At 51.4% G+C, this 20223-nt stretch carries 17 protein-coding genes; 7 read left to right on the top strand and 10 right to left on the bottom strand.

Annotated elements, in window-relative coordinates; genetic code table 11:
* Positions 1-86: 86 nt before the first annotated feature.
* From AC6I7T_RS04705 to AC6I7T_RS04715, 3 genes are all read right to left on the bottom strand, one after another.
* Positions 87-695: a thymidine kinase gene (locus AC6I7T_RS04705; RefSeq protein ID WP_497792160.1), complete on the bottom strand. Its 609-nt coding sequence runs from the start codon at positions 693-695 to the stop codon at positions 87-89.
* Between the two features lie 174 nt (positions 696-869).
* Entirely contained in the window at positions 870-3443 is a 2574-nt protein-coding gene (gene shc, locus AC6I7T_RS04710) for a squalene--hopene cyclase (protein WP_497792161.1), read from the bottom strand.
* Between the two features lie 253 nt (positions 3444-3696).
* Positions 3697-4440 carry an SDR family oxidoreductase gene (locus AC6I7T_RS04715; RefSeq protein WP_497792162.1) on the bottom strand — a complete coding sequence of 248 codons (744 nt, stop codon included), beginning with the start codon at positions 4438-4440 and terminating at the stop codon, positions 3697-3699.
* A gap of 76 nt (positions 4441-4516) precedes the next feature.
* Between AC6I7T_RS04715 and AC6I7T_RS04720 the strand changes: the two genes are divergently transcribed.
* Positions 4517-5419, top strand: coding sequence for a LysR family transcriptional regulator (locus AC6I7T_RS04720; protein WP_497792163.1), 903 nt, complete (start codon positions 4517-4519; stop codon positions 5417-5419).
* Positions 5420-5494: 75 nt separating this feature from the next.
* On the opposite strand, the gene AC6I7T_RS04725 is transcribed toward AC6I7T_RS04720, so the two are convergent.
* From AC6I7T_RS04725 to eno, 4 genes are all read right to left on the bottom strand, one after another.
* The gene (locus AC6I7T_RS04725; RefSeq protein ID WP_497792164.1) at positions 5495-6793 is read right to left on the bottom strand and encodes an MFS transporter; all 1299 of its coding nucleotides are present in this window, start codon (positions 6791-6793) and stop codon (positions 5495-5497) included.
* Positions 6794-7157: 364 nt separating this feature from the next.
* Positions 7158-8765 (bottom strand): 2,3-bisphosphoglycerate-independent phosphoglycerate mutase, encoded by a 1608-nt coding sequence (gene gpmI / locus AC6I7T_RS04730; RefSeq protein ID WP_497792165.1) that lies wholly within the window; start codon positions 8763-8765, stop codon positions 7158-7160.
* Between the two features lie 195 nt (positions 8766-8960).
* Entirely contained in the window at positions 8961-9548 is a 588-nt protein-coding gene (locus AC6I7T_RS04735; protein WP_497792166.1) for a DUF2059 domain-containing protein, read from the bottom strand.
* A 74-nt stretch (positions 9549-9622) separates the two neighbouring features.
* On the bottom strand, positions 9623-11023 hold the full coding sequence (gene eno, locus AC6I7T_RS04740; protein ID WP_497792167.1) for a phosphopyruvate hydratase: 1401 nt from the start codon (positions 11021-11023) through the stop codon (positions 9623-9625).
* Positions 11024-11426: 403 nt separating this feature from the next.
* Here eno and AC6I7T_RS04745 point away from each other — a divergent pair, with 403 nt between their 5' ends.
* Positions 11427-12374 (top strand): TraB/TrbI/VirB10 family type IV secretion system protein, encoded by a 948-nt coding sequence (locus tag AC6I7T_RS04745; RefSeq protein ID WP_497792168.1) that lies wholly within the window; start codon positions 11427-11429, stop codon positions 12372-12374.
* A gap of 83 nt (positions 12375-12457) precedes the next feature.
* On the opposite strand, the gene pheA is transcribed toward AC6I7T_RS04745, so the two are convergent.
* On the bottom strand, positions 12458-13282 hold the full coding sequence (gene pheA, locus AC6I7T_RS04750) for a prephenate dehydratase (RefSeq protein ID WP_497792169.1): 825 nt from the start codon (positions 13280-13282) through the stop codon (positions 12458-12460).
* Positions 13283-13488: 206 nt separating this feature from the next.
* Here pheA and AC6I7T_RS04755 point away from each other — a divergent pair, with 206 nt between their 5' ends.
* From AC6I7T_RS04755 to AC6I7T_RS04775, 5 genes are all read left to right on the top strand, one after another.
* On the top strand, positions 13489-13644 hold the full coding sequence (locus AC6I7T_RS04755) for a lmo0937 family membrane protein (RefSeq protein ID WP_497792170.1): 156 nt from the start codon (positions 13489-13491) through the stop codon (positions 13642-13644).
* A gap of 234 nt (positions 13645-13878) precedes the next feature.
* Positions 13879-14196: a CsbD family protein gene (locus AC6I7T_RS04760; protein WP_497792171.1), complete on the top strand. Its 318-nt coding sequence runs from the start codon at positions 13879-13881 to the stop codon at positions 14194-14196.
* Positions 14197-14635: 439 nt separating this feature from the next.
* On the top strand, positions 14636-15388 hold the full coding sequence (locus AC6I7T_RS04765) for a FadR/GntR family transcriptional regulator (protein ID WP_497792172.1): 753 nt from the start codon (positions 14636-14638) through the stop codon (positions 15386-15388).
* Between the two features lie 508 nt (positions 15389-15896).
* Positions 15897-16820, top strand: a complete 924-nt coding sequence (locus AC6I7T_RS04770; RefSeq protein ID WP_497792173.1) for a sugar phosphate isomerase family — start codon at positions 15897-15899, stop codon at positions 16818-16820.
* Positions 16821-16874: 54 nt separating this feature from the next.
* Positions 16875-18140, top strand: a complete 1266-nt coding sequence (locus AC6I7T_RS04775) for a glycoside hydrolase family 28 protein (RefSeq protein WP_497792174.1) — start codon at positions 16875-16877, stop codon at positions 18138-18140.
* A gap of 267 nt (positions 18141-18407) precedes the next feature.
* On the opposite strand, the gene AC6I7T_RS04780 is transcribed toward AC6I7T_RS04775, so the two are convergent.
* The gene (locus tag AC6I7T_RS04780) at positions 18408-19274 is read right to left on the bottom strand and encodes a UbiA-like polyprenyltransferase (protein ID WP_497792175.1); all 867 of its coding nucleotides are present in this window, start codon (positions 19272-19274) and stop codon (positions 18408-18410) included.
* Between the two features lie 133 nt (positions 19275-19407).
* Entirely contained in the window at positions 19408-20217 is an 810-nt protein-coding gene (locus AC6I7T_RS04785; RefSeq protein ID WP_497792176.1) for a BON domain-containing protein, read from the bottom strand.
* Positions 20218-20223 lie beyond the last annotated feature (6 nt).

Consider the following 20223-nt stretch of genomic DNA (forward strand, 5'->3'; position numbering starts at 1 on the left):
TTTTACCCTAACCCTGACTTCAAAAGCTACAAAGGGCACAGCAATGCGGTGCCCTTATACCTTCACATCCAGATTTTGAATTTAGATTAGTGCTGCTCGACAGGGAGTTCCAGTTGCTCTGACTCATGCTCATCCAAGTCAGGATGGAAGCATGCTCGGCAACGGGCTTCATAAAGACCGGCGGATCCCACTACAACCAATTGTTGGCTACTACCGAGGCGTTGACTGTGAATTGCCGGAGCGCCACAGGATATGCAGACAGCAGAAAGTTTGATCACCTCATCGGCCATGGCCAGCAACTCCGGAATCGGAGCAAACGGCTTACCGCTAAAGGTCATATCCAGGCCTGCAATAACAACCCGCTTCCCCAGATGTACCAATTCATAGGCAAAATCGATCAAATCTTCGCCGAGAAACTGTGCCTCGTCGATACCAACTACTTCTACCCCATTGATCTGAGGCATTAAATGTTCTTTTAGCGCAGCAATGTTGGCCACAGTCACGGCTTCCAAGGTCTGCAAGCTGTGAGAAGCAATTGCAGTTCGACTGTATCGCAGATCAATTTCAGGCTTAAAACAAGCAACGCGTCGTTTGGCGATCTGGGCCCGCTTCAGGCGGCGGATCAGCTCTTCTGATTTTCCGGAAAACATAGGCCCGGTAATGACTTCGATGCGACCGGGCTGAATAGGTGTCATGCCACTTCCTTTCCTACCAAGTGTAAAGGGCAATTCCCCTGGTATGGGAAGGAAGATTTCCGCAGATTTGAAATCCAGGTATCCAGGCCGATTTCACTGGACTAGAGAAAGGCTCCATCGCGATGAGAATATCTGCAATGAAGCCCTTATCCAATTTGTCATGCTCACATCGAATCAGGCGAGAAGCACTTCCGCTCGATCATCCTGCTCACCATTAAGCTCCTGGATATCCCGGAACATCTGCAGAGCCAGCAACGGGAAATATTGCCGATACATGTGGTACGTCAAAAAGAAGACGTTGGGAAATCCTGTTCCGGTGGCGAGATGCTCCTCCCAGGTCCCGTCGCTCTTTTGCGTGGAGAGCAGATAAGTAACGCCCCGCTCCACGGCTCGCGAAGAAGTGTCTCCGGCAGCATGTAAGCCAAGAAGCGCCCAAGCAGTCTGAGAAGCAGTGCTTAAACCGGGAACATAGTGATTTTTGACATAGCTGGCGCAACTCTCTCCCCAGCCTCCGTCTTTGTTCTGAATGGAGCGAATCCAGTCGGCTGCTTTCTTCATCGCAGAAAGAGCTCTGGAATCTCCAACCGCACGCAGCCCACGCAAAGCAAGGAAGGTTCCGTAGAGATAATTCACTCCCCATCGTCCGTACCAGCTACCATTGCGTTCCTGTTGTAAAAGCAAATAGCTCACGCCTCGCTGAATCGTCTCATCCGAAGAGGAAACGCCGTGACGGCAGAGAGCTTCAATGACTCGTCCTGTGATATCAGGACAAGTAGGATCCAACATCGCGTTATGATCGGCGAAGGGAATCTTGTTCAGGATTTGCCAATTGTTATCGGCATCGAAGGCTGCCCAACCTCCATCCTGCGACTGCATTCCGATGAGCCAGTTGATACCTCTCTTCACGCAGCGGTCGTACTTCTGTGCATCCGAGCCCTTCGCATGAAGCAAGGCTAAGAGCACCATTGCCGTGTCGTCGATGTCGGGATAGTACTCGTTCTCAAACTCGAAGGCCCATCCTGAAGGCTCCAATTGCGGACGCTTTACAGCCCAATCCCCTTTTCGGCGCACCTCTTTCGAAATCAGCCAATCTGCTGCCTGCTGCAGTCTTTCATCGTTCGCCAGCCCCGCTTCGCCAAGGGCAAAGGCAGAGTAAGCAGTGTCCCAAACAGGAGAGACACAAGGCTGGAAGATAAAGACGTCTCCCCGCTCGATTAGAAGATTTTCGAAGTGCCTGACAGCTTCAATAAAATCCGGGTGATCGTCTGCGTATCCCAGGCATTGCAGTGCCATGATGTGATACATCATGCCCGGATAAATCGCCCCCAGACCTTCCGAAGAACGCGTCCGCTCAAGAATCCAGCGCTCAGCCTCACGCAGAGCGCTCTGACGCAGATTCTTGGGCCCGTGGCGCTCCCAGATCTTCACCAGCTTATCGAGATGGTGGAAGAGAATGGCTAATCCCTCGCGCTTCTTCTTCTCCAGTGTCTTATAGGGATCGAAGATCTCAACGAGATCCACTCCTTCCGGTACAGGACGGACACCGCCGATAGATTGCACAATCGACAGAGGCACAACGATCGTCCGGGTCCAGGAAGACATCTCATATAACACGCTTCCAGGCAGCAGCATGATCTCCGGAGGTACGCTGGGCACATGTTCTCGCGGATAGAGCCCAAAGAGGCTGAGATTGATCTTGGTATAGCTATTGCAGGACTGGACACCACCAAGCCGCAAAATACAGTTTCTAGCCTTGATCATCTTCGAGGCATCACCTTTAAGGCCCGCCACCTTCAAGGCAAAATAAGCCTTCGTAGAGGCATTGATGTCGGAAGGTCCATCCGGATAGATATTCCAGCCTCCATCCGGAAGCTGTTGTTGAAGAATCGAGCGAACGGCTCTCTGTATCCGCTCAGGATTGGGAGTAACCCATTTATCGCCTTGAGGTGGATAGAGCCATAGCTGAAGCAGGATATAGTCAGACTGTAACGTTGAATCGGCGGTAAGATCTCCGCACCAATACCCCTTGTCGGTCTGCAGATTCAGCAATACTTCTTTTGCAGCGGTAATGGACTGAACAATCTGTTTCGACTGCACAGATGCCCGCTCCATTGCGGCTTCGCACTGCTGTTCTATTTGCGACTCAGAAGGTAAGATCCATTCAAAATTTGACATCAGCTCTCGATCCTTTTGTCCTACAGAAAGTTGAAGAAGAAGTTCGATCATCTGCCGACGAACCTTCTCTCCGGGCGGACCAAAATCCAGCACTCCACAAAACCACATCCCATCGCAAACCATGCGCAACATGGTCGCGGTTACCGGGTGCAGTCCATCGCATTCGATACGTCGCTGCCACTCCCGATAGCGATCCTGTAAGGGTCGCAACAGCTCTGCGTCTACAGACAAAGCAGCAGCTATAGCACTAAAAATTTCCACGTCATGCGAACCATTTTCTTCTGAATTCGTGTGTTCGAAGGATGCACGCACAAAAGCGCGCAACCACGCGCCTTTCGGGTTACGCTTTACTTCCTGGAAATGATAGTGTTCGAGATCTGCTTCGAAATTCAGGATGAGTCTATCCACCAACCCAGCAATGAGTTTTTCTTTGCTGGAAAAGTGATAGAGCACTCCCCCTTTGCTCAACGCAGCACTATGGGCAACAGCATCGATGGTGAGACTGGTAATCCCGTCTCGTAGAACCACCCGCTGGGCAGCGTCGAGAATTAGATCTCGCGTAGAATGTCTCACCTCGAAAATACTAAACCGTCCAGCCAGTACAGTAAAGTTCTCCAGAATGTTCCACCAATACAGTCGGCGTTACGACTTCTCCTTTGAAAGCACTGAAATGTGAAAAGGTGTCATTCCGAGAAACAAACACAAACTGGCAAGCGAAAGAACCTGGGGACCTGAGTATTTCTTCCACCCCAGCGAATCAGAATGGATTGCTGAGGTGGAAAAAGTTGCGCTTCACGCGCTTCGATATGGAAGTGGCCCTCCACACCTAGATAAGTCCGCCATTCGCACGGATATTTTGCCCTGAGATCCAATACGCCTCATCCGATACAAGCCAGGTGACAACCTGGGCGATGTCGTCCGTAGTTCCTAGCCGATTCAGCGCAGCCATAGAAGCCATGCGCTTGCGATCTTCTTCTGTCTTGCCCTGGTTGAATAATTCCGTATCAACCGGGCCGGGAGAAACTATATTTACCCGGATTTTGCGAGCTCCCAATTCTTTGGCAAGTACATGACTGAATTGCTCGACTGCGCCTTTCGTCGCCACATAAATGGCATAGGTCGGCAACATGAGCGCCGTAGTCGAAGAGGAGAAGTTCACAATCGATCCATTGTCGTTCAGCCTGGTCGTCGCCAGTTGGCTAGTAAGAAATGTGCCTTTTACATTAACCGCAAAAAGGCGGTCGAACTCTTCCTCCGTAACGGCAGATACCGGCTTATACAAAATGAGCCCAGCATTGTTGATTAGAATATCGGGTCTTCCGAAGGCCTCTTCAGTGGCATCGAAGAGGGCTTTAGCGCCGGATGACGTACTCACATCGGCCTTGACCGCAATGGCCTTTCCGCCCTGCGAAGAAATCTTCGCAACCACAGCCTCTGCCTCCGCCTGGCTGCTTGAATAGTTAACGACGACCTTCGCGCTCTCCGACGCAAAGCGCTGTGCGATTGCAGCACCAATGCCGCGTCCGGATCCGGTAACGATTGCCACCTTGTTGTTAAGAAGATTTGTCATTGCTCTACCCTTTCAAGTCTTAGCTATTAGAGGACCGGGAGCACCATCCGTACCATGCATTGTTAGAATAGCAACCATGCGTACAGTGCATTTGAGAAATATCGACCTGAATCTCCTATTGCCATTGCATGCCCTTCTGGAAGAACGAAACGTAACCCGTGCAGGCCGACGAGTAAATCTTAGCCAACCGGCGATGAGCCGGGCGCTGGAGCGGCTTCGAGAGACTCTGGCGGACGATCTTCTAATCCGCTCTCAGGGCGAATATCAGTTGACCGCACGAGCCACAGTTCTGCTGGATGAGCTTGAATTACTGATACCGCGACTGGAAAGTTTGTGGAGCGGACAGGAATTCTCCCCGAAAGAGACTACAGGGCGCGTACGCATCGGGATGACAGATTTCGCAACCTCTCTGATCATGCCCTTGCTAATGGAGAAGACTCGGCAGTTGGCACCGTCCCTGCAGATCGAAGTTGTGCCATGGACAGAACGCTCATTCGAGGAACTTATCGCAGGAAAGATCGATCTTTTATTCAGCCCTCTTGCTGCCCCATCGCCACTCAAAATCAAACAAATCTTTGAAGAACGTTTTGTATGCCTCGTATCGAAAGACCATCCCTTCCGAGGCAAAGCATTTTCGATAAAGCAATATCTCGGCTATTCGCATATCGCAATCGAAACGCAGATGGACCAGCAGACACTCGTCGATCGCCCCTTGGCGGAATCGGGACTGCGAAGACAAACCGCATTGCAGGTACCATACTTCATTCCGGGAATTCAGGCAGTTGAAAAAACAGATCTGATCCTGACTTGTCCAGCCCGTCTTGCAGAAGCCATGATTTCGCACTTTCGCATTCGAATGGTGAATGCGCCTAAGGAAATTCCAGGATTCCGTTATTCAATGATGTGGCACCCTCGATTGCAGGATGAACCTCTCCACGCATGGTTCAGAAGCATAGTGCTAGAGAACTATCCGGTCTGAAACAAGAGGTATCCAAATAGAAGCGCCGCACCACTGTCATGAGTGATGCGGCGCTTCGGTTCTTATTGGCCGAAATTACAGATCCATGTGAACAGGCTTTAGCTTTGGTGTAATGACGTGAATGATGAGAAGCGCCAAAAGATAGGCGGAGCAAGCAACGAAGAACAATGGAATATAGCTCTTCGTAATTGCCACGACATAACCGACGCCCAATTGCATCAAAACTCCACCGCAAGCCCCCATGAAACCGCCAATCCCTACAACGCTTCCTACTGCAGCCTTCGGGAACATATCGGAAGGTAAGGTGAAGATATTTGCGGACCACCCCTGATGAGCAGCAGTAGCCACACCAACAAGGCCTACAACCAGCCACAAGTTATGCGCATAGGGAGCAAAGAGGACGGGAACCGGAGCAAGAGCACAAAGCAACATAGTGATTTTGCGGGCCGAGTTCGTGTTCATTCCCCGCTTCAGGAAGAAGGATGAAATCCAACCCCCGCCAATACTGCCAACACAGGAAACGGCATATACCACGGCAATAGGAGTACGGCTCTGGCTTAGCGACAAGTGAAAGGTATTTTGTAGATAGCGAGGCAACCAGAACAGATAGAACCACCAAATGGGATCGGTAAGGAACTTGCCAATGCCAAATGCCCAGGTCTCTTTCTTTGGCAGTACGGCAGACCAGGGAACCCTTTCAGCCTTTTCCGTATCGAGATCGCATTGGATATGAGCCAATTCCTTCGACGAAACCCATTTATGCTCCTCGGGCCTACGATAGAGCCACAACCAGAACATTAGCCAAATCAGGCCAGTAGCGCCCGTAGCGACAAAAGCCATCCGCCAGCCGAAAGCAAGCGTGAGAACGGGAACGACCAATGGAACGGCAATGTTTCCAATATTTGCTCCGGAGTTGAAGATTCCGGTTGCGAGAGCTCTCTCTTTCTTCGGAAACCACTCAGCTACAGTCTTGATACAGGCAGGAAAGTTTGCAGCTTCACCTAATCCGATAAAGAAGAGCGCGACACCAAAGGCAAAAGCACTATGAGCTATGGAGGGCAACATCGCTGCAGCGCTCCACAAAATGATAGCGAGCGCAAAGCCCTTGCGAGTCCCTAGTTTATCGGTAACACCACCGGCAACAATCATTCCGATGGCATATGCAGCCTGAAAGGCAGCGGTCATAAAGCCGTATTGAACGCTGTTCCAGCCGATCTCCTTCTCTAGGAAAGATTCTAAATAACCAATAACACCGCGATCAACATAAGCAATTACAGTCGCAGCAAATAAAAGCGCACAGATCACCCACCGGCAATTGGAATTGCCAGGCTTGGTTACCGTGCTCGATGGCGTTGTCGCCGAAATTTGACTCATAGTAGGGATAAACCTCCACCAAGAAACACACTACGTTGGAGTAACCGCGAATTATATAAGGGGAGGCTATCTAGCCACCACATTCCAAATTTCCTGAAAAGTGAATAGCCTCTTCCTATCTCATCAGCCGGAACGGCTACTGGGAACTCTTTTTGATTCAGTCCCATGCTCAGCATCCGGAGGTTAAAAGCATCTCAGCTTTCAAGACAGGCAAGGGAGGCTTCGATTAGTTCGACGGCTCTCTTAAGGAGCAGTAATTCCATTTCACCATCCTTGTACCAGAAGCTAAAACGCTTTGGTTCCATTGCAAAACAGGCCTCTTCCTTAAGAAGAGGCCTGCCTACCGACAAACTACCAGATAAAACTAAACCAGTTTCTGACGCAAATCTCCACCGGTCATCTGTTTTGGAAGATCCAGATTCAGCATGCTGAGAATCGTCGGCGAAATATCACGCAGGGATCCGTTGGAACGGACTCCAATCTTCTTTCCAGCCTCACTGACCAGAATGAACGGAACAGGGTTTGTTGTATGAGCAGTATGTGGACCGCCTGTGACCGGGTCTACCATCTGCTCGGCATTACCGTGATCGGCTGTGATCATCCAAATACCACTGGCTTGCTTAACAGCTTGATACACACGTTCTAGCTGCGCATCAATAGCCTCGATAGCTTTAATAGTCGGCTCCATCTTGCCGGAGTGACCAACCATATCGGCATTAGCGAAATTCGAAACGACCAGATCGAATGCAGTATCGTTTACAGCCTTGATGATCGAATCGGCAATGGCCTCTGCGCTCATCTCCGGAGCCAGATCGTAAGTTGCTACCTTCTTCGAAGGAATCAGGACACGATCTTCGCCCGGGAACGGGGTTTCGATACCTCCGTTAAAGAAGTAGGTAACGTGAGCATACTTCTCGGTCTCGGCGACGCGCAGATTGCGAAGATTCGCCTTAGCGAGCATGTTGGCCAGCAAATTTTCCATCGATTCCGGCAGGATGATCATTTGCAAATCGAAGGCTTTGTCATACTGCGTCATGCAGACGTAGAAAAGATCCTTCGGAACCTCATTGCGGGGAATCGTATTGTCGAGTTCTTCTGCTCCAGGAAGATCGCGGCCACCCTGCTTGTTCAATCCGCTATTGCGGGCAAGAACACGAGTAATTTGGCGGGCACGGTCGGCGCGGAAGTTGAAGTTGATGCAAACATCCTCGTCGCGGATCAGACCAACCGGTTTTCCCTGGCTATCGACAACGGTGAACGGAATGATGAACTCGTCTGTTACGCCGTTGTTATAGCACTCCTTCACGTGCGCAATAGGATCGGTGTAAGCTCCACCTTCGGCTTTCCCCTTCACCATTGCATCAAAAGCCTTGATTTCACGCTCCCAGTGCTTATCGCGGTCCATAGCGTAGTAGCGGCCGGAAACAGAGGCGATCTTGCCTACGCCATATTCCCGCATCTTCTGTTCCAGTTGGGCAAGATAAGCAGCTCCACTTGTTGGAGAGGTATCACGGCCGTCCATAAAGGCATGGACAAACACGTTCTCAACGCCATGCTCGCGGGCAGCACGCAGCAAAGCATAGAGATGATGCTGCTGAGAGTGAACACCCCCATCGGAGAGAAGACCAAAGAGGTGAAGCTGGCGACCTTCACGTGCGCGCTTCATGGCCTGAACAATGATCGGCTGATTTGTTATTTCTCCGGAGGCAACCAGAGCATCGATTCGAGTGATGTCCATCTGGACAACACGACCGGCGCCGATATTCAGGTGACCGACTTCGCTATTTCCCATCTGCCCGTCGGGCAGACCAACAAAATGTTCCGAGGCCTGGATCAGAGTGTTTGGAAACTCTGCCAGCAGCTTGTCATACGTTGGTTTACGCGCCTGCGCAATTGCATTGTTATCCAATTGGGGACGATAGCCCCAGCCATCAAGAATCGTCAGCACTAGTGGTCTTTTACGAATCGACACAGTTTTGCTTTCCCTCGTCGTTTGCAGAAGCTTTTTCGGTTTATGTATTCAATCTCAGGATACGCGACGCAAGAGGTACAACCTGTGCTAAGCATCACGTTCTTTTGCTGCTTGAGGCAGGCTCACCCGGCGTGAAACGGCGAGAAAGTAGCTTCTCCGCTCCCTCGTCCCGAGAAGTTTTGGAACAAGCTGAACCTACTTGGCCCCGTCCGGTTTGCTTTCAGAAGAAGGGGCTTTTGGCAAATCTGCTCCAGGCTTGTTCTGTTGTTCATCATACTTCCTCTTGGCATCCAGAATCTCTTGCTGATGCCTTTGCAGAACATCCATGGCGATCCGCTGACCTTCCTGGCTACCCACCTCGGCTGCGTCTGTCATCACCTGAGGCATGACCTCCAGGAGGTGTTTCCCGGCTGGAGTTCGATAGAAGGCTGCAATCTGCTCGGCATCCTCTTGAGAAAGGTACTTTTGATAGGTAGGCGTCAAAAGTTTTGCAAAATCGACCTGGAGTAGGCTTTGCGTCAAATCTGCCCACACCGCAGCAGGAATATACGGCGCAGAGGAACGCTGTGCCAGCAAAGCACGGCTAATAAACTGCTCCATCATTGATTTAACGCCACCCAGCTCAAAAAGCTCGCGTGTCTGCTCAGCTGTAATTGGATGTTGCGGAGGAGAGACCGTCCCCGTTGCAGTTTGCTCGGAGATGGATTTCGCCGACTTTGTTTGCTGAGCAAGAGAAGAAACAGAGAGGAAAACAAGCGCTGCGAAGGTAAGAAGAGTTTTCAAGTGGGGATCCTCTTGGAAAGCGCAAAACGCGGCACGGAGCTGAGGCTCCGGGCCGCGTTGAGTTTTGGACGGGATTAATCGCCGAAGTTGACGGCTTCCAATCCCAGGAAGGTCGCTGCCTGACCGAGCTCTTCTTCGATCCGAAGCAGCTGGTTGTACTTGGCAATACGATCCGTACGGGAAGCGGAACCGGTCTTGATCTGGCCCACGCCTGTCGCCACTGCGAGATCGGCGATGAAGGTATCTTCGGTCTCACCGCTGCGGTGGGAGATGATCGAGGTGTAACCGTAACGGCGGCCCAGTTCGATAGCTTCCAGCGTTTCGCTAACAGTTCCGATCTGGTTGACCTTGATCAGGATGGAGTTTGCTGCACCCTCTTCAATACCGCGCTGTAAGCGCTTGGTGTTGGTCACGAAGAGATCGTCACCGACCAGCTGAATGCGGCTGCCCATCAGGTCGGTCAGGAACTTCCAACCTTCCCAATCGTCCTCGGCCAGACCGTCTTCGATCGAAACGATCGGATACTGACGGGTCCAGTTATCCCAGAAACGAGCCATTTCTTCGCTGGAGCGCTCGCTCTTGTCGCTCTTCTTGAAGACGTACTTTGCCTTTTCCTTGTCGTAGAACTCGCTGGAAGCAGGATCCAGAGCAATGGCAATCTGCTCACCCGGCTTGAAACCGGCCAGCTGGATGGCCTCAAGGATGACTTCGATGGCTTCAGTGTTCGACTTCAGAGAAGGAGCAAAACCACCCTCATCACCAACTGCGGTGTTATAGCCCTTCTTCTTCAGCACGCCCTTCAGGGTGTGGAAGACTTCGGCACCCCAGCGCAGTGCGTCGGAGAAACGCTCGGCACCGACTGGCATAACCATGAATTCCTGGAAGTCGACGTTGTTGTCTGCATGAGCGCCACCGTTGAGGATGTTCATCATCGGCGTCGGCAGAGTGGAGGCGTTGATGCCGCCCAGGTAACGATAAAGAGGAATCTCTAAAGCATTTGCGGTTGCACGGGCAGCTGCCATCGAAACAGCGAGGATGGCATTGGCGCCCAAGCGACCCTTGTTGGGAGTTCCGTCCAGGCTGAGCATGGTGGCATCCAGCAAACGCTGGTTGCTTGCATCCATTCCGACGAGTTCCGGAGCCAGAACGCTCTCCACGTTCTCTACCGCCTGCAGAACGCCCTTGCCCAGGTAGTGAGCCTTATCTCCATCACGCAACTCGACGGCCTCATGCTCGCCAGTGGAAGCGCCACTGGGCACGGCGGCACGGCCAAGTGCGCCACATTCCAACACTACATCGGCTTCGACGGTAGGATTTCCGCGAGAATCAAGAATCTCCCGCGCATGGATAGCAACAATTTCAGTCATATCAGTCCTCAAAATGCGATGCTGTAGCCGGTCTTTCAGTTTCGGACGGCGATCAACAGGGATTTCATCACCGGCCGCACTGCTAATACTGCCAACGAACTCACCCATGGAGTGAATTCCCTTTCAAGAAAAACTTTTCTTTGTCCCCACGCGATTCTAGCAAACCCCTTGAATCTGGCTTCAGTGCGTGCCATCACATTGCGACACAGGAAGATCCGGCATTCATCCCCCGGGAAGCCGTTAACCTTTCAGATACGCTCCCGGCAGAGCCTCTAGCTTCGGCTGTGCAGCTCAGATAGCCTTACTTTGGACATGTTTTCATACTCGCCTATGGTGGGTATCCAGGTTGTCAAAGGAGTATGACAACTTAGCACTCCATTCAGGGTCCATGAAGACAGTGCCAAAGACGAAGGCTTGTTGGCAAAATTGCTGTTCGCCCGTCTATGTAAAAGCACTTAAAAGATTTGCTGAGGCTGATTCTATACCTCAGTCACAGAATCGGAGCGAAGGAATGAAGACGAAAAAGTTCCCTATGGCCCTGCTGTTTGCCAGTAGTTTGACATTGGTAGCACAGCAAGACGCCAAGCCGAGCCCCTATGAGGGCGTCTCCCATCCTCCTGCGGATGACAGTATCGTTGTCACCTCCAGCACCGATGTGCCTAAACCTGCAACAGCAGCAAAGCCGAATCCGGCTGTCCCAGCCACGCCCAAACCTGCGACACAGACAAATCAGACGATCGTTCCTGCGTCGGATGCCGATATTGTAAGCCTGCCTCCGGCAGCAACCGTGGCAAGCGCCAATACTACCACCGGCGACAGCACCACCAGTTCCACGACACTGCACACGCGCACCACTCCGACAATTCCCGACGGCGACATCGTTGAAGTACCACCGGCCAAGCCAGGGGAATTGAGAGCTGGAACCCCTATTTATGCTTCCCTTCTGACCGCTCTCTCAACCAAGGAAACACCGCAGGGACAACCGTTCTCGTCCAAAGTCACCGTGAATGTGATTGAGGATGGAAAGGTGATCATTCCCGCAGGCTCCGAGATCAAGGGACGTGTTACCGAAGTCAACGAGGGAAACCACTTCGGCAGCCGAGCCACCCTGCATCTGCGCCCGGATGTAGTCATTCTGCCCGATGGATCCAAGTATCAATTGCATGCGCAGGTTGTAGACACCAAGGGGACCGATACACGTGCGACCAGTGAAGGTTCTATCACGCCACAATCCCATGGCAAGCGCGATGTAGCGCAATATGCCATGTTTGCAGGTAGTGGGGCACTCATTGGTGCAAAGTTCGGAGGAGCTCCGGGAGCTTTGATCGGAACGCTTGTAGGCGCCGGAATTGTTACCACACACAAGCTGCTCCATAACCCGCAGGCCGAATTGCCCAAGGACTCTAATATCGTCTTTTCGTTAACGGAGCCCATGGAGCTTTCGCCTATTCAGAATTAGCTAGACCAGCTTCGGTCCATAGTGAAAGGGCGCTGCTTTTGGCAGCGCCCTTTTCATTGTTACCCGACTATGCGAAAAACGCTCTAAATCTCGCGAGGCACATCCATATACCGGCCCAGCTCTTTCACCATTGAACACTGCTGCCGAAGAGCCGCAAGCAGCGGATCGATGACACCTGGAGTATTGAGAGAGAAATCGACATAGAAGACATACTCCCAAGGCCTTCCTGGAACAGGTCGAGACTCAATTTTGGTCAGGTTGGTTTGCTGCTGAGCAAAAGCCTGCAAGGCTGCAACCAGCGTTCCAGGCTTGTTCTCTACAGTAAAAGCCAAGGAAACCTTCGTCGCTTCAAGACTCGGAGTTACCAGTTCCGACCGGCGGATAAGGAAGAATCTTGTGTAATTGGCAGGATTATCTTCAATTCCGGCAGCTAAAATCTCTCCGCCGTAGAACTTAGCCGCTGCAGCACTGGCAATTCCCGCGATACTGCGATCTTGTGTCTCACAGACATGCTTCACACTGCCAGCCGTGTCATAAAACGGCACGGCTTCAACTCCGGTACGGTCAGCAAAGAACTGCCGACATTGGGCCAGAGCAACAGGATGAGAAAAGACACGGCGAATGTTACTTATCTCAGTGCCCGGCATAGCAATCAGATTATGCCGGATACGTAACAGTGTTTCTCTCTCAATCAGAACATTGTGATGCAGCAAAAGATCGTAGTGCTCTGCAACAGAGCCTGCCAGACTATTCTCGATCGGAATCACTGCTGCATCGACCTTCCCCTCTACCACCGCACGAAACACCTCGCGGGAAACAGGATAGGGAGCAATGGTTGCCTGTGGCTCTAATTTCAGAGTGGCTTCATGACTGAAGGAACCCGGTTCTCCTTGTATCGCTATCTGCATGACTTTCAAGTACTCCGTGAAAAATTAGAGGCCGGACGGCAACCTCATTTGTTTACTGCGCACCACACCACACCGTTAGAGCATTTCTGCTCGGTTAGATTGGAACGTTCCGAGGACAACTTTTCACAAGCTGTACCTCATCTCCTTCAACCAGAGTTAAGAGTGGAAGAGCTCTAGACAGAGATTCCAAAGGAGTGGAGACGAAGATGCTCTGGACTATTTTTATCATCTTGCTGGTTGCTTGGCTGCTGGGGTTTGTCGGATTCCACGTAGTGGCTTGGTATATCCACCTGTTGTTGGTGGTGGCGCTTGTCGTATTGCTCATCCAGCTCATCGGTGGCGGACGAAGAACCGTGGTCTGAGAACAGTAGTTACGAGCTCGCATTCAGATCAACGCTACAACCCAGAAGTCACAGCACAGTTGAACAACTCTTCCCTTCCCTGGGAAAGCCTGCTCTGCAGTCGGGAGCAGCTCCGATGCACGCCTCGATCGAAGTAGCAAGTGCTAACGAAGCTCCGAAGTTGAAGCTGCATCTAGACACGACCTAAATACAAAACTGGAAAACCACGCATCGCGAGGTCAAAGGAGCCAGATTATGAACAAGGATCAAATCAGCGGAAAGATAGACCAGGTAACCGGACGTCTCAAAGAAAAAACTGGCGAGGTACTCGGAGATCAGCACTTGGCAAACCAAGGAGTGGCAGATCAAGTAAAGGGTGCCGCAAAAGAGACGTGGGGAAATGTGAAGGACGCGGTGCAGGAAGAAGCTGATCGGGACCGCCGCGAGTCCGAGGCGGAAGCGAATCGAACCCGTGAAAACATTACCGATACGGTGTCCAATATCCGTGATCGCGTCAACGACCGGATCGATGAACACAAAGAGAATGTTCGCAAAGACAAGCGGACAGCATGATCTCCAGATGAGTTGATCGGAGCCCTGCCCAAGCGCAGGGCTCAGCTTTTTAATTTGGTCCACCGAAAACTCCCGCCGACATCCTTTCGGTCCTAAGTGGTTGGATTTCTTACCATACTTTAAAGAAGTAGAAGGTCATTGATCGGACCTCTCGATAGAAAAACACCCGCCTTATTCCCTAAAGCATCCTGCAGCAAAAATGGTTCGATGGTGAATGTGGCATTTCTGTCAGTGCGGTCATACCTCTGACCGAACAGGTATTGCATTGTCCGGGTGGACAACATAACATGAACGATTCATAAGGGTTTTCACTTCCCTCTAAATTCCCATTATGTAAAATCGCAAATAGTTGGAAATACTACGTCAAACGTGATAGTCTCCGCAGCGATATACACGGCAGGGTCCTACCAGTCGGGAAAGTAGATGTACGGCAATCAGAATGAAAACGACTCCAAGCAACCTCTTGACAACCAGAGTGGTGAACCATATCCGGTCCATGATTGAGCGAGGCGAGCTCAAGCAAGGTGATCGGCTTCCCCCGGAGAGAGAGCTTTCGCAGCGACTCCATATCAGCCGCTCCAGTTTGCGAGCGGGAATTGGCTTCCTGGCGGCGATGGGGGTTCTGAAGAGCCGACATGGAGCGGGAACCTTTGTGGCAGATGGCCCGCCAGCCCTGAATGGTTCTTCCTTGAATGTCCTGGCCGCTCTACATGGCTTCAATCTGAAGCAGATGTTCGAAGCTCGTATCACCCTGGAAAAGAGCATGGCCGGCTTGGCAGCAGATCGGGCTACCGACGAACATCTGGCCGTTCTGGCAGAAGAAGTAGCGGAAATGTACGCTGCCCTGGAAGATCCGCATGAATACTTGATTCATGACATGCGTTTCCACCGCACCGTGGCCGTTGCCTCCGACAATCCCATTCTTGCAGCCCTCATGGAGACGGTAACGGCAGCAATCTATGAACGCAGGCGTGAATCGGTAAACCATGCGACGGACCTGAAGCAATCCGCAGATTGCCACCGGGAGATTTACCGGGCAATTCGAACCAGAAATGCCAAGCTTGCCCGTGAATTGATGGAACATCACCTTACCCAGGCTCAAGCAGCTCAAGAGGCTGAGCATCCTCCTGTAACACCTGCCGAAAGCATGGAGATGGATACGCTTCCGCGAAAGGTAAATACAGCAATCTAGAAACCAGACACTTCCCCATCTGGTTTCTTACACTTCGTCGCCTGAGTGCGACCTCGTCCTGATTCAGTATCTCTTTCGAACCAGACTATCTATCGCTTCAAAGATCCTCCCATGAGAGCAAGGCCCAGATTTGAGCCTTGCCTGAGCCCTTTCGTTACGACGTCCTAGAGCAAAACCAGCGTAGGTGTATCCCGAACCACAACTCCCTACGCAGGTTTTTCTTCAAGAAAACCTGCGTATCGCCGAATTTGGATAGGACATAGTAACGCTGGTTTTGCCCTAATAACAGGACTAGTGGACCATCCAATTTCTAAAAAACCACTGAACTCTATCTTGCCTGCCCCTCTCCAAACACGCCTCGTCTGTACCCCGCAGGACCCTTCGGTACTGGAGAAATAACTTTAAAAATTCGATGGCAAGAAAAACAGAGACGAGTATAATTGGTTGGACCAATTATACAAGCTGCGCGAGCGCCTAGTTCCCACTCAGCGCACGAAAGAAGGTTGAAGTGTCGACGGCAACTTTGTCCAAGATTGAAATCCGCGAAGCTGGTGCGAATCACTGGCTATCTTTACCTCAGGCAGAAGCGCCTGAGCTTCACCCCCACGAAATCAAGCCTGAAGTTGTCGCCACGGAAGAAGCAGTAGGCGAAGCACAATTGGAAGAACTTCGTCAGGTTGCCCGCACAAAGAGCGGCAACATTGTCATCCTGCTTCTTGGAGGCCGCGGAGCGCAGGCCTTGCATCGCAAGCTCGGACAACTGGCGGCAGAACCCAAGGTCGAAGAATGGTTCGGACGCTTGCATGTCTTCATGCAAGACGCGCTCGCGCCGATGCCCCAGAGCTCAACACTGAACTTCACTTACGACTTTCGCCGTTTGCTAGGCCCGGCCTTCTTCACCAAGATTGCAGGCTTTTATGAGCTACACACAGATGCGACCGATCTGCATACGGAGTTAACCCGTTACATCCAGCATCTTTTCGAATTAGGTGGACCGGATATCTTCTTTCTCGGACATGGCCCAGAAGCAAACGATGCCTCACACCTGGCCTATATACGCCCCGGTTCAGGCGCAATTGATCGCGATATTGCAGGCTTGATTCCTATCTCTCCCACGATTCTGGAGCACCATATCTCCAAATTCCGTGCTGGCGGCATCAAGGTAACGGCAGAGGATGAGGCGCAGTGCCGTAAAGCCAAGTACATTCTGACTATGGGACCTGCCGTAATTCTGAAATCGAAGAGAATCGTGCAGTCCATCGTCGACGCCGATACAGCCCCTGCGAAGAAAAAGACCTATCGTCGTGTACTCGATACACAGCTATCGAGCGACCCGGCCAAACTAGCCGCACAACTGGACGAAAATCCTGGCCTATGGGTCAAGCTGCATCCCTCGGTACGTTCACTGGTATTGCCGAACGTTCTCGAGTAGCCAATTTTTATTGAACGCGTCACAAGCAAGGACTAGAAGATGAAGAGAGTTTTTATGTCCAGTCGAGCCGGGCGGCAGCTAGCCGCGCCGGCTCTTTCTTTGCTGGCTGCAATGCTTTGCACAGCTCCTGCCTTAGCACAAAAGACCACCTGCGATGTCCACACTTATGGGGCAAAGGGTGATGGAAAGACAAAAGATACAGCAGCTATCCAGGCAGCAATCGACGATTGCGCAAAAAAAGGTGGCGGCATCGTCAAATTGGCTGGCGGTACTTTCCTGAGTACTCCCATTGTTTTGAAAAGCAATATCACTCTTGATGTAGAGACAGGCGCCAGCCTTTTGGGAAGTCCTGATCACAGCGATTATCCCTTCAAGACCGAATTTCGCGACAAGGGCAGACAATCGCTCGTGGGTTCAGTGAACGCAGAAAATATCACTCTCACCGGAGGCGGCACAATTGACGGCAATGGATTGAGCTGGTGGGATACGAAGTCGGAAGACTATCGGGTCAGGCCGCGCCTTATCGTCTTCGACCACTGCAAACACATCAAGATCGAAAACATCACAGTGCAGAACTCTCCGATGTGGCAGATCGTCCCCTACTACTCGGATGACATTGTCATACGCAATGTCAAGGTGCTCGCGCCTAACAGAGTCTCGCACAATACCGACGCCATCAATCCCTTCTCTTCCACGCATGTGATCATCGATCACGTCTATGCAGACACGGGGGATGACAACATTGCCATCAAGAGCGGCCAACCTGGATCTTCAGGAGGCGACGCACCGAGTAAAGACATCACCATTACCGATTGCACCTTTCTTCATGGCCATGGACTCTCTATTGGCAGTGAGATCTCTGGGGGAGTGCAGAATGTGCGTGCCGAACGCATTACCTTCAAAGACACGGATAATGGAATTCGCATCAAGTCGGGCCGTGATCGCGGCAATGACATCGGAAATTTCCTCTTTCGCGATATCACGATGGAGAATGTCCGGAATGCTGTCATTCTGACCCAGTACTATGGGGCCAAGCGTCCTGCAGGAGAGGATCAGCCTCAACCTGTTACCGCACTGACACCTCACTTTCATGACATTACGCTCGAAAACGTAAAGGCCACTGGAGGCCAAAACGCTGGGGTAATCGAAGGACTGCCTGAATCTCCCATCAAGGGGCTTACTCTTCGCAATGTAAGTATCAAGGCGACCAACGGCATGAAGGTCAGCAACGCCGAGGTTAACGCCAAGAACTTCACCGTTGAAGCAACCCAAGGCGAAGCAATCACGATAGGTAAAGGTGTAACTGGAAAGCTTAAATAAGGACTCTATATTCCAACACCAATAAAAGGCCCCATCCTTTCCGATGTATTCGAGAAAGGATGGGGCCTTTGGTTCTTTGTAGGCGCTCCCCGACTTTGGCGAAAGCAATTCCAGCGTAGCCGTAGCCTGGAGCCGCGAAATCTTACGCCGCTTTCTGCCAAAGAACGCGGCATTTCACCAATATTGGGTTAGGTACATTAACGCTGGAATTGCTCTAAAGCTACGTAAGTCCTTGTAGCTTGGTCTATCTCTTTCCAAGAAGATGCTCTATCGGTGAAGGATTAACAAATCTGCTGCCACGAAAAGAAAAAACAGGACCGAAATTACGCCATTCATGGTGAAGAAGGCAGCATTCAGCCGTGACAAATCGTTCGGAGAAACAATAGCGTGCTCGTATAACAACAAAAGCGTCACAACGATGATTCCGATCCAGGCAATCATTCCTAAGGCAAAAAGATGAGCCAGCCAAAAGAGAAGCACAATCATGATTCCGTGCATGAAACGAGCCACCATAAAGGCTGGGGCTATTCCGATAGCCTTCGGAATGCTGTTCAAATCGACTTTCTTGTCATGCTCAAAATCCTGGCAAGCATAAAGGACATCGAATCCGGCAACCCAAAAAAGCACAGCAAACATGAGAGCCAGAATGCGTGGATCGAGATTGCCGGTTACCGCAATCCATGCAGCTGCAGGCGCTATTCCCAGGGACAAGCCCAAAAAGAGATGCGCCCAGCGAGTAAACCTCTTTGTATAGGAATAGAAAAGAACCACGGCGAGGGCTACTGGAGACAGCAGCAGAGTCAGGTGGTTCAATTGTGACGCTGCAAATAGAAATAACGCTGACATCACAATCGTGAAACTGGCCACAAACCTGCGCGAAAGGAGTCCGGCAGGAATAGCCCGATTCTTTGTCCGAGGATTGGCAGCATCCAGATCTGCATCTGCCCAGCGATTGAAGGCCATCGCTGCCGAACGAGCAGTAACCATGCAAACCACTATCCAGCTTAACTTCTGCCAGGGAGGTAATCCTCCGGAGGCCAACATCGCTCCGGTAAGCGCAAATGGAAGAGCAAAGATGGAGTGCTCCCATTTGATCATCTCTAAGGTAGTACCCAGACTACGAACGAACGGCATGTGATGCAAAGTCCCCCAGAATCAGTCTATCTTGGAACCCTTGCGCTGAAAAATGAGGAAATTTGCTTCGCCGCAAAGATAAGGCCCTGCAGAATCTTTTCCGCAGGGCCTTATCTTTTTACTTTACCGGGGTCTACCGACGTTTCTTTTCATTCGGTTGATTTGCAACCACAAGATTATTCGTCACGCTAAATACGCCAGGGACCGAGTTCGCTCGGATATTGGCTGTATCTTTGTCGGCCTGAGAATCGACAACCCCGTTTAGCTCAACATGCCCGTTTTGCACCGAGATGCGAATTGGCTTAGCCGGGTTGAGAGCATATCGATTCAATGTCGCATAGCCGTAAACGGAACGAGCTACTTCAAGCCGGATGCGATCATCCATCGGTGAAACTGGATCCACCTCAACGTCGTCGACAACGTCTTTTACTCCCGGGGTATTGCTGACCAGCGAAACGGCGGAGTCTTTGTCAACAGGAGTCCGCGCATGGCCGCTCAAGGTCACCACACCGTTCTGCACATTTACTCCAATGGCATTGAACGTGTTCCCGTAACCGACACGGTCATATTGAAGCTTCTCGACAATGCGCTGCTGGAGATCGTGATCGCTCATGTCGCCTGAGCCCGCTACCTCGATCTGGTTCTGAACCGCCCTTACTCCCTTCAACCGATGGACCTTCTTGTCTGCTTCGGCCTTGTATTCATAAAGGTCAGTAGTGCCACCCAAGATTACGATTCCATTTTCAACAGAAGCATGAACGTTCTTAAACTGTGACTTATTAAGCGCCTTCTGAACCTCTGCCTGTAAATCTGAATCGTTCTGAGACGAGCCCGAAGTATTGCTCTGTCCAGAACTTAAGGAAGCGGCAAAGGTAACCGGAGTTACGCCAAAAAGGACCCCGGCACTAAGAGTAACAGCCAAGACATATCTTACAGCTTTCATCCATTC

The organism is Humiphilus diazotrophicus (assembly GCF_059726315.1).

Coding starts and splice junctions, on each gene's coding strand:
- AC6I7T_RS04705 (WP_497792160.1), bottom strand. CDS start 695: ATGACACCTATTCAGCCCGGTCGCATCGAAGTCATTACCGGGCCTATG.
- AC6I7T_RS04715 (WP_497792162.1), bottom strand. CDS start 4,440: ATGACAAATCTTCTTAACAACAAGGTGGCAATCGTTACCGGATCCGGA.
- AC6I7T_RS04720 (WP_497792163.1), top strand. CDS start 4,517: ATGCGTACAGTGCATTTGAGAAATATCGACCTGAATCTCCTATTGCCA.
- AC6I7T_RS04725 (WP_497792164.1), bottom strand. CDS start 6,793: ATGAGTCAAATTTCGGCGACAACGCCATCGAGCACGGTAACCAAGCCT.
- eno (WP_497792167.1), bottom strand. CDS start 11,023: ATGGGTGAGTTCGTTGGCAGTATTAGCAGTGCGGCCGGTGATGAAATC.
- AC6I7T_RS04745 (WP_497792168.1), top strand. CDS start 11,427: ATGAAGACGAAAAAGTTCCCTATGGCCCTGCTGTTTGCCAGTAGTTTG.
- pheA (WP_497792169.1), bottom strand. CDS start 13,282: ATGCAGATAGCGATACAAGGAGAACCGGGTTCCTTCAGTCATGAAGCC.
- AC6I7T_RS04755 (WP_497792170.1), top strand. CDS start 13,489: ATGCTCTGGACTATTTTTATCATCTTGCTGGTTGCTTGGCTGCTGGGG.
- AC6I7T_RS04760 (WP_497792171.1), top strand. CDS start 13,879: ATGAACAAGGATCAAATCAGCGGAAAGATAGACCAGGTAACCGGACGT.
- AC6I7T_RS04765 (WP_497792172.1), top strand. CDS start 14,636: ATGAAAACGACTCCAAGCAACCTCTTGACAACCAGAGTGGTGAACCAT.
- AC6I7T_RS04775 (WP_497792174.1), top strand. CDS start 16,875: ATGTCCAGTCGAGCCGGGCGGCAGCTAGCCGCGCCGGCTCTTTCTTTG.
- AC6I7T_RS04780 (WP_497792175.1), bottom strand. CDS start 19,274: ATGCCGTTCGTTCGTAGTCTGGGTACTACCTTAGAGATGATCAAATGG.
- AC6I7T_RS04785 (WP_497792176.1), bottom strand. CDS start 20,217: ATGAAAGCTGTAAGATATGTCTTGGCTGTTACTCTTAGTGCCGGGGTC.